The sequence below is a fragment of the Lysobacter defluvii IMMIB APB-9 = DSM 18482 genome, assembly GCF_000423325.1.
Lineage (GTDB): Bacteria > Pseudomonadota > Gammaproteobacteria > Xanthomonadales > Xanthomonadaceae > Novilysobacter > Novilysobacter defluvii.
Window position 1 is genome coordinate 218,510 of sequence record NZ_AUHT01000008.1, and the last position, 20,581, is coordinate 239,090.

Annotated in this window: 16 protein-coding genes; 3 read left to right on the top strand and 13 right to left on the bottom strand. The window is 70.7% G+C overall.

The features are described 5' to 3' along the window. Window positions 1-91: 91 nt before the first annotated feature. From G545_RS15375 to cutA, 8 genes are all read right to left on the bottom strand, one after another. Window positions 92-601, bottom strand: a complete 510-nt coding sequence (locus G545_RS15375; protein ID WP_161625783.1) for a DUF3426 domain-containing protein — start codon at window positions 599-601, stop codon at window positions 92-94. A 252-nt stretch (window positions 602-853) separates the two neighbouring features. Then, a complete protein-coding gene (gene prmA / locus G545_RS0108910) occupies window positions 854-1,771 on the bottom strand; it encodes a 50S ribosomal protein L11 methyltransferase (protein WP_027070069.1) in 918 nt (305 codons plus the stop codon). Between the two features lie 6 nt (window positions 1,772-1,777). Further along, a complete protein-coding gene (gene accC, locus G545_RS0108915) occupies window positions 1,778-3,145 on the bottom strand; it encodes an acetyl-CoA carboxylase biotin carboxylase subunit (RefSeq protein WP_027070070.1) in 1,368 nt (455 codons plus the stop codon). A 6-nt stretch (window positions 3,146-3,151) separates the two neighbouring features. Beyond that, window positions 3,152-3,640, bottom strand: a complete 489-nt coding sequence (gene accB, locus G545_RS0108920) for an acetyl-CoA carboxylase biotin carboxyl carrier protein (protein ID WP_027070071.1) — start codon at window positions 3,638-3,640, stop codon at window positions 3,152-3,154. A gap of 58 nt (window positions 3,641-3,698) precedes the next feature. Beyond that, on the bottom strand, window positions 3,699-4,148 hold the full coding sequence (gene aroQ / locus G545_RS0108925) for a type II 3-dehydroquinate dehydratase (protein ID WP_027070072.1): 450 nt from the start codon (window positions 4,146-4,148) through the stop codon (window positions 3,699-3,701). A 120-nt stretch (window positions 4,149-4,268) separates the two neighbouring features. Continuing rightward, complete coding sequence (locus G545_RS0108930) at window positions 4,269-4,859, bottom strand: TlpA family protein disulfide reductase (protein WP_027070073.1); 591 nt, start codon at window positions 4,857-4,859, stop codon at window positions 4,269-4,271. Further along, a complete protein-coding gene (locus G545_RS0108935) occupies window positions 4,856-6,982 on the bottom strand; it encodes a protein-disulfide reductase DsbD family protein (protein ID WP_052106551.1) in 2,127 nt (708 codons plus the stop codon). The genes G545_RS0108930 and G545_RS0108935 overlap by 4 nt, the downstream gene beginning before the upstream one ends. A 56-nt stretch (window positions 6,983-7,038) precedes the next feature. Beyond that, window positions 7,039-7,362, bottom strand: a complete 324-nt coding sequence (cutA, locus tag G545_RS0108940; RefSeq protein ID WP_197050184.1) for a divalent-cation tolerance protein CutA — start codon at window positions 7,360-7,362, stop codon at window positions 7,039-7,041. Between the two features lie 367 nt (window positions 7,363-7,729). Here cutA and groES point away from each other — a divergent pair, with 367 nt between their 5' ends. Next, complete coding sequence (gene groES, locus G545_RS0108945) at window positions 7,730-8,017, top strand: co-chaperone GroES (protein WP_027070076.1); 288 nt, start codon at window positions 7,730-7,732, stop codon at window positions 8,015-8,017. A gap of 53 nt (window positions 8,018-8,070) precedes the next feature. Then, window positions 8,071-9,717 carry a chaperonin GroEL gene (groL, locus tag G545_RS0108950; protein ID WP_027070077.1) on the top strand — a complete coding sequence of 549 codons (1,647 nt, stop codon included), beginning with the start codon at window positions 8,071-8,073 and terminating at the stop codon, window positions 9,715-9,717. A 148-nt stretch (window positions 9,718-9,865) separates the two neighbouring features. Here groL and G545_RS14265 read toward each other — a convergent pair whose 3' ends face one another. The 4 genes from G545_RS14265 to G545_RS14270 form a co-directional block, all read right to left on the bottom strand. Then, window positions 9,866-11,749, bottom strand: a complete 1,884-nt coding sequence (locus G545_RS14265; RefSeq protein ID WP_052106549.1) for a hypothetical protein — start codon at window positions 11,747-11,749, stop codon at window positions 9,866-9,868. Between the two features lie 99 nt (window positions 11,750-11,848). Next, the gene (locus G545_RS0108960) at window positions 11,849-14,506 is read right to left on the bottom strand and encodes a serine/threonine-protein kinase (RefSeq protein ID WP_161625784.1); all 2,658 of its coding nucleotides are present in this window, start codon (window positions 14,504-14,506) and stop codon (window positions 11,849-11,851) included. Window positions 14,507-14,511: 5 nt separating this feature from the next. Next, window positions 14,512-15,075, bottom strand: coding sequence for an ECF-type sigma factor (locus G545_RS0108965; protein WP_027070079.1), 564 nt, complete (start codon window positions 15,073-15,075; stop codon window positions 14,512-14,514). A gap of 98 nt (window positions 15,076-15,173) precedes the next feature. Then, complete coding sequence (locus G545_RS14270) at window positions 15,174-16,499, bottom strand: YkvI family membrane protein (protein WP_154656555.1); 1,326 nt, start codon at window positions 16,497-16,499, stop codon at window positions 15,174-15,176. A 260-nt stretch (window positions 16,500-16,759) separates the two neighbouring features. On the opposite strand from G545_RS14270, the gene glnE reads away from it, so the two are divergent. Next, window positions 16,760-19,615 (top strand): bifunctional [glutamate--ammonia ligase]-adenylyl-L-tyrosine phosphorylase/[glutamate--ammonia-ligase] adenylyltransferase, encoded by a 2,856-nt coding sequence (gene glnE / locus G545_RS14275; RefSeq protein ID WP_052347303.1) that lies wholly within the window; start codon window positions 16,760-16,762, stop codon window positions 19,613-19,615. On the opposite strand, the gene G545_RS0108980 is transcribed toward glnE, so the two are convergent. After that, window positions 19,554-20,501 carry a mitochondrial fission ELM1 family protein gene (locus G545_RS0108980; protein WP_027070080.1) on the bottom strand — a complete coding sequence of 316 codons (948 nt, stop codon included), beginning with the start codon at window positions 20,499-20,501 and terminating at the stop codon, window positions 19,554-19,556. The two genes, glnE and G545_RS0108980, sit on opposite strands and share 62 nt — an antisense overlap. Window positions 20,502-20,581: the final 80 nt, after the last annotated feature.

Consider the following 20,581-nt stretch of genomic DNA (forward strand, 5'->3'; position numbering starts at 1 on the left):
CCTGCACCACGCACACCGGTCGCGCGCTGGCGGCGGGGTAGTCTAACGCGACCGCGCCGGGCAGGCAGGGCGTTGCGTGGGACGGAACGGTTCAGCGGAACTCGAACGAGAACGCGACGATGTCCGTGTCCGGCTCGCGCACGCGCAGGTGGACCTGCGCCGCCTCGCCGCTGGCGACCACGGACGGCACGCCGCTGGACTGGTACTCCTCCGGGGTAAACGCCCGCGCCGCGACCACCCGGCCATGCCGGTCGGTGAGCGAGAGGGTGAGCACCGGGAGCGGTTGCGGCCAGCGCGCCTGGTTGCGGAAGGCGGCGGTCACCTCGAGCACGCCGGCCTCGCTGGCGGAGGGCGCGACATCGCGCGAGAGCATGGTCCAGGCGGAGGGCTCGCGCCACGGCGGCACCGTGCAGCCGAGCACCGAACACACGGCAGTGGCGAACGGACGGGTGCCTGCGTCGGCTGCGAGTTGCGCCCGCTGCGCGAGGAACAGCTGGAGCGCAAGCAGCACCCCCAACACGGCGACCGCCAGCCAGGACCACGCCTGTCCGCGTCGGCCGCCATCGGGCGCGCGGCGGCGTGCAAATGCCGGGGTCGCCACGCGAGCTCCGCGGCCCGCAGGGGACTTCGTGGCGGGCGACTTCACGGCAGCCGCAGGCGGCACCGGCTGCTTGGATGTCGCGGCGTCGGCCACAGGCGCGGCCCCTGCCGCGTCATCCTCCAGCGCCCCGCCACAGCGGGGACAGGGCTGCCGGTCGGCCTCGCCGCCGGCACTCAGCGCCACCAGGAAGCCGCAGTGGGGGCAGGGCACGAACATCAGCAGGCCACGGTGTCCATCAGCGGGGGCAACCGGTCAGCGGCGCACGCCATCGATGCGGATCCAGTCTTCCGACTGCTCGACGCGCAGCGGGTCGAAATAGGGGCGGTACGCCGCCAGCACCTCGTCCTCCTGGCCGGCGAGGATGCCGGACAGGGCAATGCGCCCGCCAGACTCCACGCGCGCGGCGAGGACATCGACCAGCTCGACCAGCGCCGAGGCGAGGATGTTGGCGACCACCACCGGGTAGCGCGCCTCCGGCTCGTCCGCGGGCAGGAACACCTGCAGGCGGTCGTCGAGGTCGTTGCGTTCGGCGTTGTCGGCCGTCGCCGCCAGCGCCTGCGGGTCGTTGTCGACCCCGGTCGCGGTCGCGGCGCCGAGCTTCAGCGCCGCCAGCGCGAGGATCCCGGAGCCGCAGCCGAAGTCGAGCACGCGCTCGCCCTGCAGCACGCCTTCAGCGGCGAGCTGGTCGAGCCAGCGCAGGCACAGCGCGGTGGTCGGATGGGTGCCGGAGCCGAAGGCCAGGCCCGGGTCCAGGCGCACGATCGCGGCGTCGGGCGTGTCCGCCTCCGCCGGCAGCTCGTGGTTCCACGGCACGATCCAGGTGCGCTCGCCGAAGCGCAGCGGCTCGTACTGGTCCATCCACGCCCGTTCCCAGTCCTGGTCGTCGACCTCGCGGAAGCTGGCGTTCGACCAGTCCACGCCGTGGTCCAGCGCGGACAGCGCATGCAGGAGCAATTCGCTTGGCGTGCCGCCCTCGAACAGGGCGGTCAGCACCATCTCGCCCCATAGCGGCGTCTGCCCCACGCCGGGCTCGAAGATCGCCTGCTCGTCGGGCGCGTCGGCGTGCGCGTCGACCATCGTCACCGACAGCGCGCCTACGTCCTCCAGCGCCCGCTCGATGCGCGGCTGCTCGGCCTCGGTGCACGGAATGGAGAGTTCAAGGAAGGCCATGGCGGGTCACCCGATGGAGAGCGACTTCTCCTTCTGCTCCTTCAGCCGCTTCTCCAGGTAGTGGATGTTCTGCCCACCCTGCTGGAAGCCCACGTCGGCCATGATCCGCTGCTGCAGCGGGATGTTGGTGCGGATGCCGTCGACCACCATCTCGCTGAGCGCCACGCGCATGCGGCAGATCGCCGTCTCGCGGTCCGGGCCGTGCACGATCAGCTTGCCGATCATCGAGTCGTAGTTCGGCGGCACGGTGTAGCCGGCATAGACGTGGCTGTCCACGCGCACGCCCGGGCCACCGGGTGCATGGAAGTGGTGGACCTGGCCGGGGCTGGGCAGGAACGACTCCGGGTCCTCGGCGTTGATCCGGCATTCGATCGCGTGGCCCTCCAGCACGATGTCCTCCTGGCGGATGGACAGCTTCTGGCCGGCGGCGATCATCAGCTGCTCGCGGATCAGGTCCACGCCGGTGACCATCTCGGTGACCGGGTGCTCGACCTGGATGCGGGTGTTCATCTCGATGAAGTAGAAGCGCCCGTTCTCGAACAGGAACTCGAAGGTGCCGGCGCCGCGGTAGCCGATGCGCAGGCAGGCCTCGACGCAGACCTTGCCGATCTCCGCGCGCAGCTCCGGGGTGATGCCCGGCGCCGGGGCTTCCTCGACCACCTTCTGGTGGCGGCGCTGCATTGAGCAGTCGCGCTCGCCCAGGTGGATGGCGTTGCCCTGGCCGTCGGCGAGGACCTGGATCTCCACGTGGCGCGGGTTCTCCAGGAACTTCTCCATGTAGACCATGTCGTTGCCGAACGCCGCCTTGGCCTCGGCCTTGGTGGTGCTGATCGCGTTGACCAGCGCCGCCTCGGTGTGGACCACGCGCATGCCGCGCCCGCCGCCGCCGCCGGAGGCCTTGACGATCACCGGGTAGCCGATCTCGCGGGCGATGCGGATGTTCTCGGCCGGGTCATCGCCGAGCGGGCCGCCGCTGCCGGGCACGCAGGGCACGCCGGCTTCCTTCATCGCGCGGATCGCCTCGACCTTGTCGCCCATCAGGCGGATGGTGTCGGCCCTGGGCCCGATGAAGACGAACCCGGACTCCTCGACGCGCTCGGCGAAGTCGGCGTTCTCGGCCAGGAAGCCGTAGCCGGGGTGGATGGCCTGGGCGTCGGTGACCTCGGCGGCGGCGATGATCTGCGCCATGTTGAGGTAGCTCTGCGCCGACGGCGCCGGACCGATGCAGACCGACTCGTCGGCCATGGCCACGTGCTTGAGGTTGCGGTCCACGGTGGAGTGCACCGCGACCGTGCGGATGCCCAGCGAGTGGCACGCGCGCAGGATGCGCAGCGCGATCTCGCCGCGGTTGGCGATGACGACCTTGTCGAGCATGGCCGCTTACCCGATCACGAACAGAGGCTGGTCGAACTCGACCGGCTCGCCGTTCTCCGGGACGATCTTGAGCACGGTGCCGGAGGTGTCGGCCTCGATCGGGTTGAACATCTTCATCGCCTCGATGATGCCCAGCGTGTCGCCGGCCTTGACCTGCTGGCCGACGGTGACGAACGGCGGCTTGTCCGGCGCGGAGGCGGCGTAGAAGGTGCCGACCATCGGCGCGCGCACGACGTGGCCATCGGGCAAGTCCGGGCCGGACTGCGCCGGCTCGGACTCGGCCGGTGCCTGCGGGCGCCCGCCGGTCGCGGCCTGCACGGGCGAGCTCATCGGCATCACCTGGGCGGGCGCGGCGGGGGCGGCCACGTAGGTGTGCGTGCCAGCGGTGGGGGTACGCGCCAGGCGGACGGATTCCTCGCCCTCGCGGATCTCGATCTCGGCGAGGTTGGAATCTTCGAGCAGGTCGATGAGTTTCTTGATCTTTCGCAGGTCCATGGTCGGAGCCTCTTTCTGGTTTTCGGGAGGGCGCCGCGCGTCGCGGCAGCCTGGGATCTCAGGCCGGGTCCGTGGCCAGCCGCGCGATGGCGGCGTCCAGTGCGTGCGCGTAGCCGTCCGCCCCGAGGCCGGCGACCACGCCGACGGCCAGGTCGCTGAAGTAGCTCTTGTGGCGGAACGGCTCGCGCGCATGTGGGTTGGACAGGTGCACCTCGTAGAAGGGGATCGCCACCGCGGCCAGTGCATCGCGCAGGGCCACCGAGGTGTGGGTGAAGGCGGCCGGGTTGATCACGATGCACGCGGTGCCGTCCGTCGCCGCCGCCTGCACCCGGTCGACCAGGGCGTGCTCGGCATTGGACTGGAAGCACTCGACCCGGTGCCCGGCCGCCTCGGCGCGGCGGTGCAGGCGGGCATCGATCTCGGCGAGGGTCATGCGGCCATACACCTCCGGCTCGCGGGTGCCGAGCAGGTTGAGGTTCGGACCATGCAGGACCAGCAGTTGCGCCATCGCCGGGGACCACGGGAAAGGGCGGCAGTGTGGAACACGCCGTCCCGGCTGTCCAGAAAATCCCTGCAGGATCGCCGAAGTTGTAAGGTTTTAAGCAGGTGTTTGATTCGCCGCGCCGGCTCAGAGGTCGACCCAGGAATCGATCTCGCCGTGCTTGAACGGGCCGATCTTCTGCCGCCGCATCACCCCCGCGGCATCGACCAGCACCGTGTACGGCAGCACCCCGGCGGGATTGCCCAGCTGCACGCTGGTGTCGGCCGGGCCGGGCTGGTCGAGCAGGATCCGGTAGCCGACCGGCACCTGCTCCAGGAAGCGGCGCACCGCGTCCGGATCGTCCAGCGCGATGCCGACCACCTGCACGCCATCCTCGCCCTGGGTGTCGGCGTAGCGGTCCAGCTCCGGCATCTCCTCGATGCACGGGGCGCACCAGCTGGCCCAGTAGTTGATCAGCAGCGGCCGGCCGCTGCCGTCGGGCAGCGCCACCGCGTCGCCGTCCAGGCCGGGCAGTTCCAGGCGCGGGATGGCATCGCCGCGGCCGGCCACCTCGAGTCCTTCCGGCGGGGCGGGGGCGCCGGCGGCGGCCAGCGTCTGGATCGCGCGCTGGCCCGGCTCGGAACCCAGCAGCGGTCCCGGGCCGTTGATCACCAGGCCTGCTACCACGCCGGCCAGTCCGGCGAGCAGCGCCGCGACCAGGATCCCGCGGTTGCTCATGTCGTCGCCTCCGTTGCTCGTTCGATGGCGTCGCGGACCACCTGCGGCGTCAGCACGATCGGCAACACCTCGCCCTCGCCGCCGCCAGCCGGGTAGACCACGTACAGCGGCACGCCGACCGCCCGGTGTTCCTGCAGGTAGCGGGTCAGCGCGGGGTCCACGTCGGTCCAGTCACCAACCAGGTAGGCCATGCCGGTGCGGTCCAGCGCCTCGCGGAACGCATCGCGCGAGAGCACCGTGCTCTCGTTGGCCTTGCAGGTCACGCACCAGTCGGCGGTGATGTTCACGAAGACAGGCTGGCCAGCCTGGCGCAGTTCCGCCAGCCTGGCCTGCGAGAACGGCTCCGCGCCCGCATCGTCGGCCACCCCGGCCTCCGCCCGCGCCGGGCGCTCGAGCGTATGAAGGGAATAGAGCGGCCAAGCCATCGCCAGCAGGCCCAGCACCACGATGGGTAGCCAACGCCGCGGCGCGCCCATCCGCGAGCGGGTCCACGCCCAGGCCACCAGCGCCAGCAGCACCGCGGCCACCATCCACAGCCCGACCGCGTCGGCTCCGCGCTGGCGCGCCAGCACCCACACCAGCCACACCGCGGTCAGGTACAGCGGGAAGGCCAGGAACTGCTTGAAGGTGTCCATCCAGGCGCCGGGGCGCGGCAGCCGGTCGGCCAGCGCCGGCACCAGGCCGATCAGCAGGAAGGGCAGGGCGAGACCGAGTCCCAGCGCGACGAACACCAGCATCGCCAGTCCGGCGGGGGCGGCGAACGCCCAGGCCAGGGCCGCCCCCATGAAGGGCGCGGTGCAGGGCGTGGCGACCACCACCGCCAGCACGCCGGTGAAGAAATCCCCGCTCGGGCCGGAACGGCTCGCCAAGCCGTGGCCCACGCCGGTCCAGCGCCCGCCGAAGTGCCACACCCCGGACAGGCTCAGCCCCAGGGCGAACATCACCAGCGCGAGCAGACCGACCACCAGCGGCTGTTGCAGCTGGAAGCCCCAGCCCAGCGCCAGCCCGGCACCGCGTAGCGCGAGCGCAAGCGCGCCCAGCGCGGCGAAGCTCACCAGTACGCCCGCCGTGTACCAGAGCGCCTGGCGGCGCGCGTCGGCGCGGCTCGCGCTGCCTTCCGCCAGCGACAGCGCCTTGAGCGAGAGCACCGGCAGCACGCAAGGCATCAGGTTGAGGATCAGGCCGCCGATCAGCGCCAGCAGCAGGACCGCGACGATGCCCGGCCCGCCTTCCTCGAGCGAGCCGCGCACTCCCTGCGGAGGCGGCGTGCGGGCGGCCTCCAGCACCTGCCCGGCCGGCATGGAGACCGGGATGCTGCGGGTCATCGGCGGATAGCAGATGCCCTCGTCCCGGCAGCCCTGGAAGGACACCACCAGGGTCGCCTCGACCGGGTCCGGATGCTCCCGCAGCACCTGCACCGGCACGTCGACCGGCTGCATGTAGACGACGGTGTCGCCGAAGTACTCGTCGTTGTGGTCCACGCCGGCGGGCCACTCGACCGCGCCAGTCTGCAGTCCCTCGCCGCGCAGCTCGAAGGAGGTCTGGTCGCGGTAGATGTAATAGCCCTGCGTGGGCGCCAGCCGCACCAGCAGCCCGTTGCCGCCGTCGGGGATCGCGTCGATCGTGAACGCCTGCTCCTCCGGCAGCGCGTCGGCACCGCCCACGCCCAGCCCGCGCAGCAGCGGATTCGTGCCCAGTCCGCCGGACAGCAGGCCCGCGGCCGGACCGCTGGTGCCGCCGCCCGCCGCGGGCAGTGCCACCTCGAGCGTGCGGGTCTGCGGGGGGTAGCAGATCCCCAGGTCCGCGCAGCCCTGGTACTTGACGGTCAGGGTCGTGCGAGGGCCCTCCGCGGTCCCGGGCAACAGGGCGGCCAGCTCGCCGCGATAGGTCTCCACCGCGCCGAAGAACTCGTCCTCGTGGGGAATCCCGTCGGGCAGCTGCAGCTCGCCCGCGTTGAACCCGGGTCCCGCCTGCGCCGAGGTGCGGTGGCGGTAGAGGTAGTAGCCGTCGGCGATGTCCCAGTGCAGCGCGATCCCGTCCGCCTGCGCGCGCGCCTCCAGCTGGAAGGCTTCGTCGACCGGCAGCAGGTCCTCCGGATTGACGGCGCCCGCGGTGGGCGCCATCGCCGCGGCGCACAGGGCGAGCAGCGCGGCGGCCGCCCGGCCAAAGAAGGATCGGCTCAAGGCGACGGCGCTCCGGTCATGTCGGCGACCCAGTCCAGGTAGGCCCGGCTGCCCCCTGCGGGCACGGTCAGGAACTCGGGCACGTCGTAGGGATGCAGCTCGTGCAGCCGGCGCTCCAGCGCCTCAAGCCGTGCCGCCGTCGTCTTGATCATCAGCAGCTCTTCGGTGGCTTCCTCCACCTTGCCCTCCCAGCGGTAGCAGGAGCGGGTGCCGGGGAGGCGGGTGACGCAGGCGGCCAGCCGTTCGTCCACCAGGGCGCGGGCGACCCGGGCGGCGCTGTCCGCGTCCGGGCAGGTGCAATAGGCAACGAGGACGCTCATGGACGCGATTGTACCGCCGCGCCGCGCGTGCGCCCGATGGCAAAGGTGACGCGAGGCGTCCATAATCGACGTGGGCCGACAGGAATCGGCCCTGCCAAGGGGGTTGGGTATCGGGGGAGGGCGCAGGATCGCGCCGCGCAACGGATGCCGTCCCGGATTCCAGAAGGGTGCGTTCCGCGAGGGGCGCACCCTTTTTCGTCGGGGGCGGGGGGCGCCGGTGCAATTCGCTCGCATCCGCCCCTTGAAAGCCGCCGGGGGTGCCCCATCTGGGGAGCCAGTCCCGGTCCATCCGGGCACGCAGGCGGTCCCGCGGCCCCTGCGGAAAGCACACAACGTTCCCCAATCCAGTCAATTGCGAGGCTATGCAATGAACATCAAGCCGCTCTACGACCGCGTGGTCATCAAGCGCATGGAAGAAGAAAAGATGTCTGCCGGCGGCATCGTGATCCCCGATTCGGCCACCGAGAAGCCGATCAAGGGCGAGGTCGTCGCGGTCGGTGAAGGCAAGGCGCTGGACAACGGCAGCCTGCGTGCGCCGAAGGTCAAGGTCGGCGACAAGGTCCTGTTCGGCAAGTACTCCGGCACCGAGGTCAAGCTCGATGGCGTCGAGTACCTGGTGGTCCGCGAGGACGACATCTTCGCGACCCTGGCCTGACGGCCCGCAATCCCAGACATCCAATCCACTAGCATTTTCCGGAGTTGATCCAAATGGCTGCCAAGGAAATCCGTTTCGGTGAGGACGCGCGCTCCAAGATGGTGCGCGGCGTGAACATCCTCGCAAATGCCGTCAAGGCAACCCTGGGCCCGAAGGGCCGCAACGTCGTGCTCGACAAGAGCTTCGGCGCCCCGACCATCACCAAGGACGGCGTGTCCGTGGCGAAGGAGATCGAACTACAGGACAAGTTCGAGAACATGGGCGCGCAGATGGTCAAGGAAGTCGCTTCCAAGACCTCCGACAACGCCGGTGACGGCACCACCACCGCGACCGTGCTGGCCCAGGCCTTCATCCGCGAGGGCATGAAGGCGGTCGCCGCCGGCATGAACCCGATGGACCTCAAGCGCGGCATCGACAAGGCGGTCTCCGCCGCCGTCGCCGAGCTGAAGAGCCTGTCGCGCCCGTCCGAGACCTCGCGCGAGATCGCCCAGGTCGGCACCATCTCGGCCAACTCCGACGCGAACATCGGCGAGCTGATCGCCCAGGCGATGGACAAGGTCGGCAAGGAAGGCGTGATCACCGTCGAGGACGGCTCGGGCCTGGACAACGAGCTGGACGTGGTCGAGGGCATGCAGTTCGACCGCGGCTACCTGTCGCCGTACTTCATCAACAACCAGCAGTCGATGCAGGCCGAGCTGGATGACCCGTACATCCTGCTGCACGACAAGAAGATCTCCAACGTCCGTGACCTGCTCCCGATCCTCGAGGGCGTGGCCAAGGCCGGCAAGCCGCTGCTGATCATCGCCGAGGACGTCGAGGGCGAGGCCCTGGCGACCCTGGTGGTCAACACCATCCGCGGCATCGTCAAGGTCGTGGCCGTGAAGGCCCCGGGCTTCGGCGACCGTCGCAAGGCGATGCTCGAGGACATGGCCGTGCTGACCGGCGGCACCGTGATCAGCGAGGAAGTCGGCCTGCAGCTGGACAAGGCCACCATCGACGACCTGGGCCGCGCCAAGAAGGTGCAGGTCTCCAAGGAGAACACCACCATCATCGACGGCGCTGGCGACACCGGCGGCATCGAGGCGCGCATCAAGCAGATCAAGGCGCAGATCGAGGAGACCTCCTCGGACTACGACCGCGAGAAGCTGCAGGAGCGCGTGGCCAAGCTGGCCGGCGGCGTGGCCGTCATCAAGGTCGGTGCCGCCACCGAGGTCGAGATGAAGGAGAAGAAGGCCCGCGTCGAGGACGCCCTGCACGCCACCCGTGCGGCGGTCGAGGAGGGCATCGTCCCGGGCGGCGGCGTCGCGCTGCTGCGTGCCAAGGCCGCGATCAAGGACCTCAAGGGCGACAACGAGGACCAGAACCACGGCATCACCATCGCCCTGCGCGCCATGGAGGCCCCGCTGCGCGAGATCGTCAGCAACGCCGGCGAGGAGCCGTCCGTGATCCTCAACAGCGTCTTCGAGGGCACCGGTGCGTACGGCTACAACGCCGCCACCGGCCAGTTCGGCGACATGCTCGAGCTGGGCATCCTGGATCCGACCAAGGTGACCCGCACCGCGCTGCAGAACGCCGCCTCGATCGCCGGCCTGATGATCACCACCGAGGCCATGGTGGCCGAGCTGCCGAAGAAGGAAGAGCCCGCAATGCCGGCCGGCGGCATGGGTGACATGGGCGGCATGGGCGGCATGGGCTTCTAAGAAGCCCCCGGCGGAGCCCCCGCCCCACCCCCTCTCCCGCTTGCGGGAGAGGGCCGGGGTGAGGGCCTTCCAACCGCCCCGCGCAAAACAAGAACCCCGCCAATCCGGCGGGGTTCTTCATTTCCGTCAATCGGTACTGCGGCAGCCCTTACAGATCCACACCAAAACCAATACCCGCCGACGACTCCCCATCCGCAAACGCCGCACCAAGCGAGAACGACCCGGTCTTCCCGATCCGCTTCCCGTAGCCCACCGACAGCCCGCTCTCGCCGCCCTGGAAGCCGGCGCCGACCGCGATGCGCCCGCGCGGGCTTTGGGTCCCAGCGGCGTTGATCGCCATGTTCAGCATCGCCGCGCCCATGGCGCCCTGGCGGTCGATCCGCTCGTCCTGCCGGTGCAGGCGGCGGTCCACGTCGCGGAAGCGGTCATCGATGGCATCGAAGCGGTCGTTCAACCCGCCCACGTCGAAGCCCACGATCTGCTGGATCGCGGCGTCGGTGTACTGGTTGGCCGAAGTAAGGGTGGCCGCGTCGCCGGCCTGCATGTCGGAACGGACCTCCACTTCGCGCCCGTCCGTGTACTCGTTGGCGGCGGTGAGCGTTTCCGCGTCACCGGCTTCCATGTCCGCGCGGATGGCCACCTCGCGGGTGTCGGTGTAGCCGTTGGCTTCGGTGAGCGTCGCCGCATCGCCCGCGGCCGCGATCTCGCGGACCTCGGCTTCGGTGACGGCGTCGATCTCGGCGATCCGCGCGTCGGTGTAGTCGTTCGCCGCGGTCAGCGTGGTCGCGTCGCCCGCATCGGCGATCTCGCGCACCCGCGCCTCGCTGACGCCACCGCCGCCTTCCACGCCTTCCAGCGCGGCCTGCAGGGTGCGCAGGTTGACCGCGTCGGTGGCGCCGACGGCGTCGCCCACGTTGGTGACCCGACGCAGGTTGTCTGCGCTGCCGACGGAGACGGTGTTGGCCTGGTCCGCGACGGACCGTGCGCCAATCGCCACGGAGTTTGTAGCGTCCTCCTCGACCAGCGCGCTCACGCCGATCGCGATGCTTCCGGTGGGGCTGGCACCGGTGGCGCCATCCGCGAGAACCGCTGCCCCCCGACCGATCGCAATGGCTTCATAGCCCGTGGCATCCGCCTTGAGTCCGATTGCCAGGCTCTGGTAGCCGGCTGAAGACGCCTCATACCCGATTGCGGCGCTGCGGACGCCCGCGGCGGAGTTGGAGTGTCCGACCGCGAGGCTGCGCTCACCAGCGGCACTGTTGGAAGATCCGAACGCACTGGCGGCGTTGCCCGCCGTTTCATTGAAGGTGCCGAACGCGTGGCTTGCCCCGCCGCCTGCGGTGTTCTGGTAGCCGACCGCGACCGCGTTGTTCCCGGTGACCTCGTTCATGTAGCCGAACGCGCTTGCGAGCGAGCCCGTGACCTCGTTCCTGTACCCGACAGCAGAGGACGAACCCCCCGCGGCGGTGTTGCTGCTGCCGAAGGCGACGCTGCCGGCGCCACTGGCGGTGTTCCCATGTCCAAAGGCATTCGCGTTGTCCCCGCCGGCTGTGTTGGATCCGCCGAACGCGTTGGCGTAAAAGCCGGCACTGGTATTGGCATGGCCGAAGGCGGAGCCGCTCTCGGCGGTGTTCGAGGTGCCTACGGCAGCGCTGTTCTGCGCTACGGCGGTATTGCGGTGGCCGATGGCGGAGGACTGCACGCCGCTTGCGGTGTTGCGGTCGCCAATGGCCGTGCTGCTGCTGCCGCGCGCGATGTTGCCGACGCCGACCGCGGTACTGCTGCCGGCACTCGCATTGTTGCGTTCGCCGTAGGCGCTTGCGTTGGTGGCACAGGTGCTGTTGGCGTTACCGTGCTCGTTGCCCTGGGTGCGATCGGTCGCCGAGACCTGTTCCCACTCTTCCGTGGTGGTGTTGTACACCCAGCAGGCAGGGCCGTCGGTGGCGGCGTGGGCCGCGGGGAACGAGACGGCAAGCGCCAGGCCAAGGGCCAGCGGGGACGCCGTGAGGAGGAGGTTGGACTTCATCTTCATGTACTCGTGGATTGCAGGCCGGAACGGCGGCCAATAACCGGGCCCGGTACTTCCGGACCCTCCATCCACGAGATCGGGCGGCGGGAACTGACAGCCTCGCTACGGGAACGCGAGGCAGGTCGACGGCCCGGGGGCAGCCAGGCATTGCGACACTGGCTCAAGCGTGGAAAAGGCGCTCATGCTGCTTTCCAGTGCAGCGAGGCCCTCCGTATCACCCGCGGAATGCGCTGCCAGCACGGACAGCATCCACGGCCTCATCCATTCGCGATGATTCTCTTCTGGCATGTGACGGGTGCGCAGCGTTTCCAGCAGCGCGACAGCAGTGCCCGGGTCCTGTTCCTCCAGAAGCAACTCGGCCTTGGCCAGCATCCAGCCGGACGGCATGGATTCCGCGGTTTCGGTGGGGGGACAGGAGTCCAGCACCCGCCGCGCAGCGTCGGGACCCGCCCGTCTCAGCTCCACCGACGCGCGAAGCCCGCACGACGTGATTGCGTCGGAGTGCCCGCTGCGGCCATTGGTCGCGAGAATCTCCTCGCTGCTGCCGGTCGCCTGCAGGGCTTGCGTGTAACGGCCAAGGACAGCGGCGGAATAGGCGAGGCCTGTCCAGCAGCGCTCATTTGAAAGGTGCATGTCGCCGGATTCCCGCAACAGCGAACTGCCCTTCTCGAAAACTTCCAGGGCCTCCTCGTGGCGGCCCTGCTGTTGCAGCACCAAGCCGAGATTGCAGCGCGTCGTCGCCTGGAACATCAGGGGGTTCTGCAGAGTACGGTCGGCGACCGCGACTGCGTCACGCGCCAGCTGTTCCGCGCGTTCCAGCATCCCGAGGGCGCGGAATGTGTGGGTGACGTCCGTCAGTGTGTGCGCGAGCCCTCCGCTGTCCGGCCGGTAGATCAGTTCCGCGATGCGCAGCCGCTCCTCCTGGATGGGCAGGCGCAGCCGTGGGTCATGTTCCGGACCCGAAAGGGCGATCGACAGGCCGTTCAGTGCATTGATGTGCCGGACCGTGTCCTTCAGCTCGCCAGCCTCGATCTCCGCGATGAGGGAGTGGAAGATCCGCGCTGCTTCTTCCCTGTCGGAGTAGAGGTACGCCTCACCCAGGGAGAGGAGTGCGCGCGTGCGCTCGGTGGGCGGCGCGTCCCACAGGTCGTTGAGAGCCACCGACTCGCGGGCGTGCATCAGCATGTCCTCGAGGCGACCCTGGCGCTTTGCGTGCCGAACGAGCTCCCAATGGACGCGCGAAAGCTCCCCGGCGGCCGAGTCCCGGTACGGCTGCAGGAGCGCCAGCGCGTCCTGCAGGTCGGCCAGGGAGCGATCGTGGTCACCCAGGTTGTAGCGGACGATGCCGGTCAGCAACAGCACCTCGGCCGCGATCAACGGTTCTGGCTGCACGGCGCCGTGGTACTCCCCGCGTGCTCCCTCCGCGGCGGCATCGATCACGTCGGTGACCCGGGCGAGTCCTCCATCCTCGCCGCGGACGGTGATCATCATGCTGCCCAGGAAGTCGCGCACGGCCTCCGCCCGATGTGCCCGGACGCTCGCCTTTTCCGCCTCCTCCCGCGCCATCGCCGCCTGGCGCTCGGCCAGTTCCGCCTGGTGGCGCGCCTCGTCCGCCTGCCACAGAGTCGCCCCGACGCCTCCGGCGAGGCTGGCGACGAGCAACGCCGCAGCGCCGACGCCTGCCTTGTTGCGTGCAACGAACTTGCGGGCGCGATAGACCAGTCGCGGCTTCTCTGCGAGAACCGGCTGGCCGTCGAGCCAGCGCCGCAGGTCGAGCGCGAATGCCTCGACGGACTCGTAGCGGCGTTCCGGTTCCTCTGCCAGCGCCTTCAGCAGGACCAGGTCGAGGTCATTCTTCAGGGGAGCATAGTGGCGGTGATAGGCGTCTGCAGTGCTGCGTACCAGCACTGATGGGCGCGTAGTGTTGGTGCCCGTGGTCGTGGTCCCCGGCGTGCGGCCGGTCAGCAGCCGGTGCAGCAGTGCGCCCAGCCCATATACGTCGATCGCGGTGGTGGGCGGGTCACCCCTCAACTGCTCGGGCGCCGCATACCCGGGGGTGAGCGCGCGCCACTGGGTGCGCGTGCGCTCGGCCGGCACGTCGGCGAACTGGCCGATGCCGAAGTCGAGCAGGTGCACGTTGCCGTCCGTGTCGACCAGTACGTTGGACGGCTTCAGGTCGCGGTGGATCACCAGGTTGCGGTGCGCGTACGCCACCGCGGCGCACACCTGCAGGTACAGCTGCACGATCGCGCGTGCATCCAGGCCGCGGGCCTGGCACCACTGGTCGATGCGTTCGCCTTCCACCAGCGGCATGGCGAGCCAGCAGGTGCCGTCGTCAGCGACGCCGGAGTCGATCAGGCGGGTGATGTTGGGGTGGCCCAGGCGGGCGAGGATCCCGGCCTCGCGCTGGAAGCGCTCGCGCCCGCCGGCGCCCAGGGCCGCCAGTGTCAGGACCTTCACCGCGGCACGCTGGCTCGCCATGCCCTGCTCGCGCCGCGCCAGGTAGACCACTGCCATGCCGCCGCGGCCGAGTTCGGACTCCAACGTCCAGTCGCCCAGGCTCCGGCCGGCCAGGTCGCCGGCGGCGCTGTCCAGTGCGTTGCCGGTGCGTTCGTGCGCGCGGATCAGTTGCTGCACCCGGCGGCGGACCGCGTCGGGCATGTCCTGCGCCGCCAGCCAGGCTTCCCGGTCGGGTTCCGCCTGGTCCAGCCACTGGTCGAACAGCGCATCCGCCGCGCGCCACTCCTCCAGCTGCTCCACGTCCATCATGTCCCGCCCTCCTCGAACATGGCCTGCAGGAATGCGCGGGCGCGCTCCCACTCGCGGTACACGGTGCGCTCGGAGACATCGAGCAGGCCCGCGATCTCGCTGAACTCCATGCCGCCGAAGCAGCGCAGCTCGACGACGTGCCGCCTCTGCGGACTGATGGCCTCCAGTGCCTGCAGCCCCTCGTCGAGCGCCAGGACGTTGGTCAGCCCGGGCGCGCCGTCGGGGATCTGCTCGTCCAGGCTGATCATCACCTGGTCGCCGCCGCGCTTGCAGGCGGAGCGGGCGCGGGCATGTTCGACCAGGATCCAGCGCATCGCCTTGGCCGACGCGGCAAAGAAGTGCTGGCGGTCATTTAGTTGGAGCTGCCGGCCCTGGCTGATGCGCAGGTAGAGCTCGTGCACCAGCACCGTGGGCGTGAGCGTCGCCTCGCCGCCGCGCAGGCGGCTGCTCGCCAGGCGCACCAGCTCCGGATAAAGCGCTTCGAACACCGCGCCCAGCCGGTCGGGCCCGCCTTCGCGGGCGAGCACGAGCAGTCGCGTGATTTCTTCCGTTTCGGCCATCCGTGCCGCCCCCGCGCCCCCCGGGGGCGCCCCCGCGGACAGTGTGCCTGCGGTTTACGCGAAACGACACCTCATGCGGACACGCGCGTCCGGCGGGATCACGCCTCCGGCTTCCCGGCCGGGGGCGGGCGCTTCCCGTCGGGCGACGTCCGCGGCTCCTCCACGCCCGCCGCGGGATAGTCGACCGTGGGATCCGCCGTCAGCACCGCATCGACCTCGTCCAGCATGGCCTGGCGCAGCTCCGCGTCGGGCAGCACCGAGTCGCGGGCGATCCGCCGGACCTCGGCGGCGTGCTCCTCATTGAACGCCCGTGCCGGGTCCAGGCGGCGCCGGGCCAACCGGTGCAGCCGGTGCCTGCGCTCGATTTCCGCCGCGATGCGCTTGCGCCGCTTCAGCCAGCCCACGCCCATGACCACGATCAGCACCAGTCCCAGGTAGCCCAGCGCCGGGTACACGTAGGACACCAGGTCTCGGAAGCCGACGAAGCTCAGGGCGAAGCCGACCAGCACGGTGGCCACGTAGACCGCCCGGAACCGCTCCGGGCGATCGCGGGTCAGGCGCTTTCCCAGGGCATAGAACATCCCCAGCGCGGTGTTGAAGATCATCCCGAAGATGACCACCGACATCACCACGCCGAGGAAGGGGTGCACGCCGTTGACCAGCGTCAGCATCGGCAGTTCGTCGTCGCCGACGGTGCCGACCTGCAGGTACAGCGCGACCACCGCGAGCACCAGCAGTGCCAGGTACATGCCCCCGCCGATCAGCCCGCCGAGTCCGGCGGTGCGGGTGTCGAGCATGTTCCCGCCGATGACGATGGTCATCGAGACCGCGGTGATCGCGGTCAGGCCGAGGTAGTTGAGCGCGCCCACCCACCAGTTCGGCAGGCTGGTCTGCACTTGTCGTGCCGCCAGGTCGAGCGCCGCCACGTCGTAGTCCGAGGTCAGCAGGGTCCAGGCGGATATCCCCACCATGAAGATGATGATGAACGGGGTGATCGCTCCGATGATGGCCGACACCCGGTTGACGTCGAACATGCCCGCCACCAGCACCGCGGCCAGGGTCAGGCCCGCGCCGACCCACACCGGCCAGTCGAACTGCTGCGCCATGTTCGCGCCGCCCCCGGCGAACATCACGAAGCCGATCGAGAACAGGGTGATGATGGTCGTGGCGTCCAGGAACCAGGCCACCCAGGGATTGCTGACCCGGCGGAACACCACGGTGTGTTCCTTGGCCAGCAGGTAGCTGCCCAGCTGCAGCGCGGCGATGCCGCTGACGATCATCAGGACCGATGCGATCACCGCGCCGATCACGCCGCGGATGCCGAAGGCCACGAAGAACTGCAGCATCTCCTGGCCGGAGGCGAACCCCGCCCCCACGATCAGGCCGATGAAGGCCATGCCGATTCCGACCGCGCGCTTGAGCACCGATGCCTCCGTGGATGATTGCCGTGGACCGCGAGCAGCGTGCAGGTAGCGGCGGCACGGCACGGTGTACGCGGGTCGCGCCGTGGAGCACATTCCTGACCCCAGCGGTACAGTTGTGCACTGCAGCGTGCATCTCTACTTACGTTTCGTTCACGATCGACCCGCATCCCGACGTGGGGGAGGGAGCAGGCCCGCCGACCGGTTTCGACCGCGGCGGGCTTTTTATTTGTCCGCCGCGGCCCGTGCGATGATCCGGCGCGATGAGCGCAACGCCCGATCCGCAGCTGCAATCGCTCGTGGAGCGCAGCCTGGCCCGCCTCGGCGCCGCGGCCGGCGGGCCGGTTGACGACCCGCGCCTGCGGCGTGTCGTGGCGGCGAGCGACTTCGCCGCCGACACCCTGGAGCGCCAGCCGGACCTGCTTCGCCACCTGCTCGAGTCCGACGGGCCGCTCCCCATCCCGGCGCCGGTACTGGACCCGGACCAGCCGGCGGAGTGGCCGGCGGTGCTACGCCGCTACCGTGCCGCCGAGTCCACCCGCCTGGCCTGGCGCGACATCATCGGCCTGGACGACGTCGAAACCACGCTGGCGGGCAGCACCGTGCTGGCGGAGCAATGCTTGGCGCTGGCGCTGGAGGCCTGCGAGCGCGACTTCGCCACCCGCCACGGCTGGATGCGCACCACCGGCGGGGAGGTGCGGCGCCTGATCGTCTTCGCCCTGGGCAAGCTCGGCGGCGGGGAGCTCAACTTCAGCTCCGACATCGACCTGGTCTACGGCTACGACTCCGACGACCTGGCCGAGGCCAGCGACGGCCCGCGTCCGCTGGCGGCCGAACCGTACTTCTCGCGCCTGGGCCAGCAGCTCGCCCGGCTGCTCGGCGAGCACACCGCCGACGGGTTCTGCCACCGCGTCGACCTGCGCCTGCGCCCCTACGGCAGCGCCGGCCGCAGTGCTTGGTCGCTCGCCTCGATGGAGCTGTACTTCCAGCAGGAAGGCCGGGACTGGGAGCGCTATGCCTGGCAGAAGGCGCGCCCCGTCGCGGGCGACCTGGACGGGGGCGCGGCATTCCTGGAAGTGCTGCGCCCCTTCGTCTACCGCCGCTACCTGGACTTCGGAGCCCTGGAAGGGCTGCGCGACATGAAGGCCGCGGTCAGCGCCGAGGTCGCCCGGCGTGAACTGGCCGACGACATCAAGCGGGGCCCGGGCGGGATCCGCGAGATCGAGTTCCTGGTCCAGGCGCTGCAGCTGATCCGCGGCGGGCGCGAGCCGGCCCTGCGTCGTCGCGGCGTGCTGCCGGCGCTGGCGGCATTGCGGCAGGCCCGCCACCTGGAGGAGGAGGCGGCACAGGCGCTCGGCTCGGCCTACCGGTTCCTGCGCAGGCTCGAGAACCGCCTGCAGATGCTGCGCGACGACCAGGTGCATGCGCTCCCGGACGACCCGCTGGACCAGGCGCGCATCGCCTGTGGCCTCGGCTACCCGGACTGGGAGACGCTGCGGGCGGCACTCGACCAGCATCGCGAGCAGGTCACGGCGGAGTTCGCCGCCCTGCTGGGCGGGCGCGAGCAGGGCCAGGCCCCGGCCGCGCTGGCGGTCTACTGGCGCGCGCTGCCGGAAGCCGGCAGCCCCGGCGAGCTGGCGGCGGCGGGATTCGACGAGCCGGAGGCGGCCGATGCGCTGCTGCGCGACTTCGCCCGCGGTCCCGCGGTGAAGGCTCTGTCGGACGCAAGCCGCGCCCGGCTGGATCGCGTGCTGCCCGCACTGCTGCAGGGGGCGGCCGACTCCGGGCAGGCGCTGCTCGCGCTCCGCCGGTTGCTGGCGATGCTGCAGAACATCCTGCGCCGCAGCGCCTACCTGGCGTTGCTGGACGAGCAGCCGGATGCGCTGGAGCGGGTGGTCGACGTGGTGGCGCACAGTGCCCTGCTCGCCGAGCGGCTGGCCGCCCATCCGCTGTTGCTCGATGAACTGCTCGACAGCCGCGTGTCCGGGCCGCTGCCCGACCGCGAGGAGATGCGCAAGGCCTGCGAACGCGCCGGCCGCGGCGTCGACGACGATGTCGAGAAGGTGCTCCAGGCGCTCAACGAGACCCGCCAGGCGTTGGGGTTCCGCATCGCCATGGCCCTGCGCGATGGCCGCCAGGGCGCGGTGGAGACCTCCCACCAGCTGGCCTGGCTGGCCGACGGGGTGGTGGACCGGGTGCTGGCGCTCGCCTGGCGGGAGCTGGAGGCCGCACACGGCACGATCGCGCAGGCCCGGTTCGCGGTGCTCGGCTACGGCAGCCTCGGCGCTGCGGAGCTGGGCTTCGGGTCCGACCTGGACCTGGTCTTCCTCTATGACGCGCCGGAGGGCGCCGCGTCCGACGGGTCGCGTCCGCTGGAGGCGCAGCGCTGGTTCGCCCGCCTGGCGCAGAAGCTGGTGGCGCTACTGGGCACTCCGTCCGCCGCCGGCAACCTGTACGAGGTCGATGTGCGCCTGCGCCCGGACGGTGCCACGGGGCTGCTGGTGTCCTCGCTGGCCAGCTACGCCGACTACCAGGCCAAGCGCGCGTGGACCTGGGAGCACCAGGCCCTGGTCCGCGCCCGCGGGGTCGCCGGGGATGCGTCGCTGCGCGCGGACTTCGAGCAGATCCGCGCCGGGATCCTGTCGCGCACGCGCGACCCGGGACAGGTCGCCACCGAGGTCGGGAACATGCGCGAACGGGTGCGCGGCGAGTTGGACCGGAGCGACCGCCCAGGCACGCCGGAAGGGCGATTCGACCTGAAGCACGGGCGCGGCGGGCTGGTGGACCTGGAGTTCGCCCTGCAGGCGCAGGTGCTGCTCCACGCGGGGCGCCATCGCGGGCTGCTGGTGCCCCGCGACAGCGCCGGGCTGCTGGCCGCCTGCGTGGGCGAAGGCCTGCTGGGCCCGGATGCCGGGGAGCAGCTGCGACAGGCCCACGCCACCCTCCTGCACCGCGCGCTGGAGTGCTCGCTCGATCGCAGGACCCGCGTCATCGTTCCCGATGCGGACGTCGCCGCGGCTCGCGAACTAGTCGAGCAGGCACTGGCCTCGGGGCCGCTCAGGCTCCAAGCCGCCGCTTCACCTCCGCCGCCACCCGCGCCGTCTCCCGCAGCGGGGTGACTGGGAACGACTCCATCCGCCCGTCCAGCGGCCGGGCCCGGCCCATCCCGAGCAGGCTGTCGATAAAGCGCCGGGGACGCCCGCCGACCCGGTCGACACCCGCGATGTGGACCGGCACCGCGGTCGCGCAGGCCTCGGACAGCATGTTCACCGAGTCGCCGGTGCATACGATCCGGTCGGCATGGGCCAGCAGCCCGGGGTAGGGATTCCCCCCGTCGGCGGGTCCGCTCCACACCAGGCTCTCATGGCCTGCCAGGCGCTTGCGCAGCTCGCCCGTGAATTCTGGCGGGGTGCGCCGCGAGGTTGTCGCCAGCACGCTGCCGCCTTCGTCCTCCAGGTGGCGGACCAGCACGTCCAGCGTGGCGTGCAGGAACGCGGTGTCCAGCCGGGCGTGGCCGCTGTTGCCACCCAGCAACAGGGCGGTGCGGGGCCGGGGCAGGGTGGCCAGGGCGGCGTAGTGCCCGGCCGCCTCGGCGAGCCAGGCGGAGTCGACCGGGTGCAGGCTGCCCAGCAGCCGGACCACGTTCGGTCCGTCCAGCCGGTCGTGCTCCGGCGCGACCACGAGGTCCCAATGGCGCGGATCCAGGCGCGGGTCGAGCAGCTGCACCACCCGCGCACCGCGTGCCCGCAGCAGCCGTGTTGCGAGCGCGGACTGCCGGCCGCAGCCGATCGCCAGCCGCGGCGGGCGCGACAGGGCGTCGGCAAAGGACGGCCCGAACGCCCGGGCGGCCCCCGGCAGGCGGCGCGGCGCCACCCAGCTCCATGGCGTGCGCGGCTCCAGCCGCCAGTCCCGGATCGGACGACCCAGCGCCGCCGCAAGCGCGTGCGCCTGCCGCACGTTCCCTGCATTGCCGTCAGTGATGGTCCAAACAGGTGATCCGGGCATCTATTGTTCCGCCAGTGTCGGTAATGCGTTGCGGAGCGCCCCCTTGGCGCCCGTCATTGCGACCCTACACTTCCCAACCT

Bases quoted from the DNA above. Each gene is read 5' to 3' on its own strand.
- accC (WP_027070070.1), bottom strand. From the start codon at position 3,145: ATGCTCGACAAGGTCGTCATCGCCAACCGCGGCGAGATCGCGCTGCGC.
- prmA (WP_027070069.1), bottom strand. From the start codon at position 1,771: ATGGCCTTCCTTGAACTCTCCATTCCGTGCACCGAGGCCGAGCAGCCG.
- G545_RS0108935 (WP_052106551.1), bottom strand. From the start codon at position 6,982: ATGGCGCCCACCGCGGGCGCCGTCAATCCGGAGGACCTGCTGCCGGTC.
- accB (WP_027070071.1), bottom strand. From the start codon at position 3,640: ATGGACCTGCGAAAGATCAAGAAACTCATCGACCTGCTCGAAGATTCC.
- groL (WP_027070077.1), top strand. From the start codon at position 8,071: ATGGCTGCCAAGGAAATCCGTTTCGGTGAGGACGCGCGCTCCAAGATG.
- cutA (WP_197050184.1), bottom strand. From the start codon at position 7,362: ATGAGCGTCCTCGTTGCCTATTGCACCTGCCCGGACGCGGACAGCGCC.
- G545_RS0108980 (WP_027070080.1), bottom strand. From the start codon at position 20,501: ATGCCCGGATCACCTGTTTGGACCATCACTGACGGCAATGCAGGGAAC.
- G545_RS14265 (WP_052106549.1), bottom strand. From the start codon at position 11,749: ATGAAGATGAAGTCCAACCTCCTCCTCACGGCGTCCCCGCTGGCCCTT.
- G545_RS0108965 (WP_027070079.1), bottom strand. From the start codon at position 15,075: ATGGCCGAAACGGAAGAAATCACGCGACTGCTCGTGCTCGCCCGCGAA.
- groES (WP_027070076.1), top strand. From the start codon at position 7,730: ATGAACATCAAGCCGCTCTACGACCGCGTGGTCATCAAGCGCATGGAA.
- G545_RS0108930 (WP_027070073.1), bottom strand. From the start codon at position 4,859: ATGAGCAACCGCGGGATCCTGGTCGCGGCGCTGCTCGCCGGACTGGCC.
- aroQ (WP_027070072.1), bottom strand. From the start codon at position 4,148: ATGGCGCAACTGCTGGTCCTGCATGGTCCGAACCTCAACCTGCTCGGC.
- glnE (WP_052347303.1), top strand. From the start codon at position 16,760: ATGAGCGCAACGCCCGATCCGCAGCTGCAATCGCTCGTGGAGCGCAGC.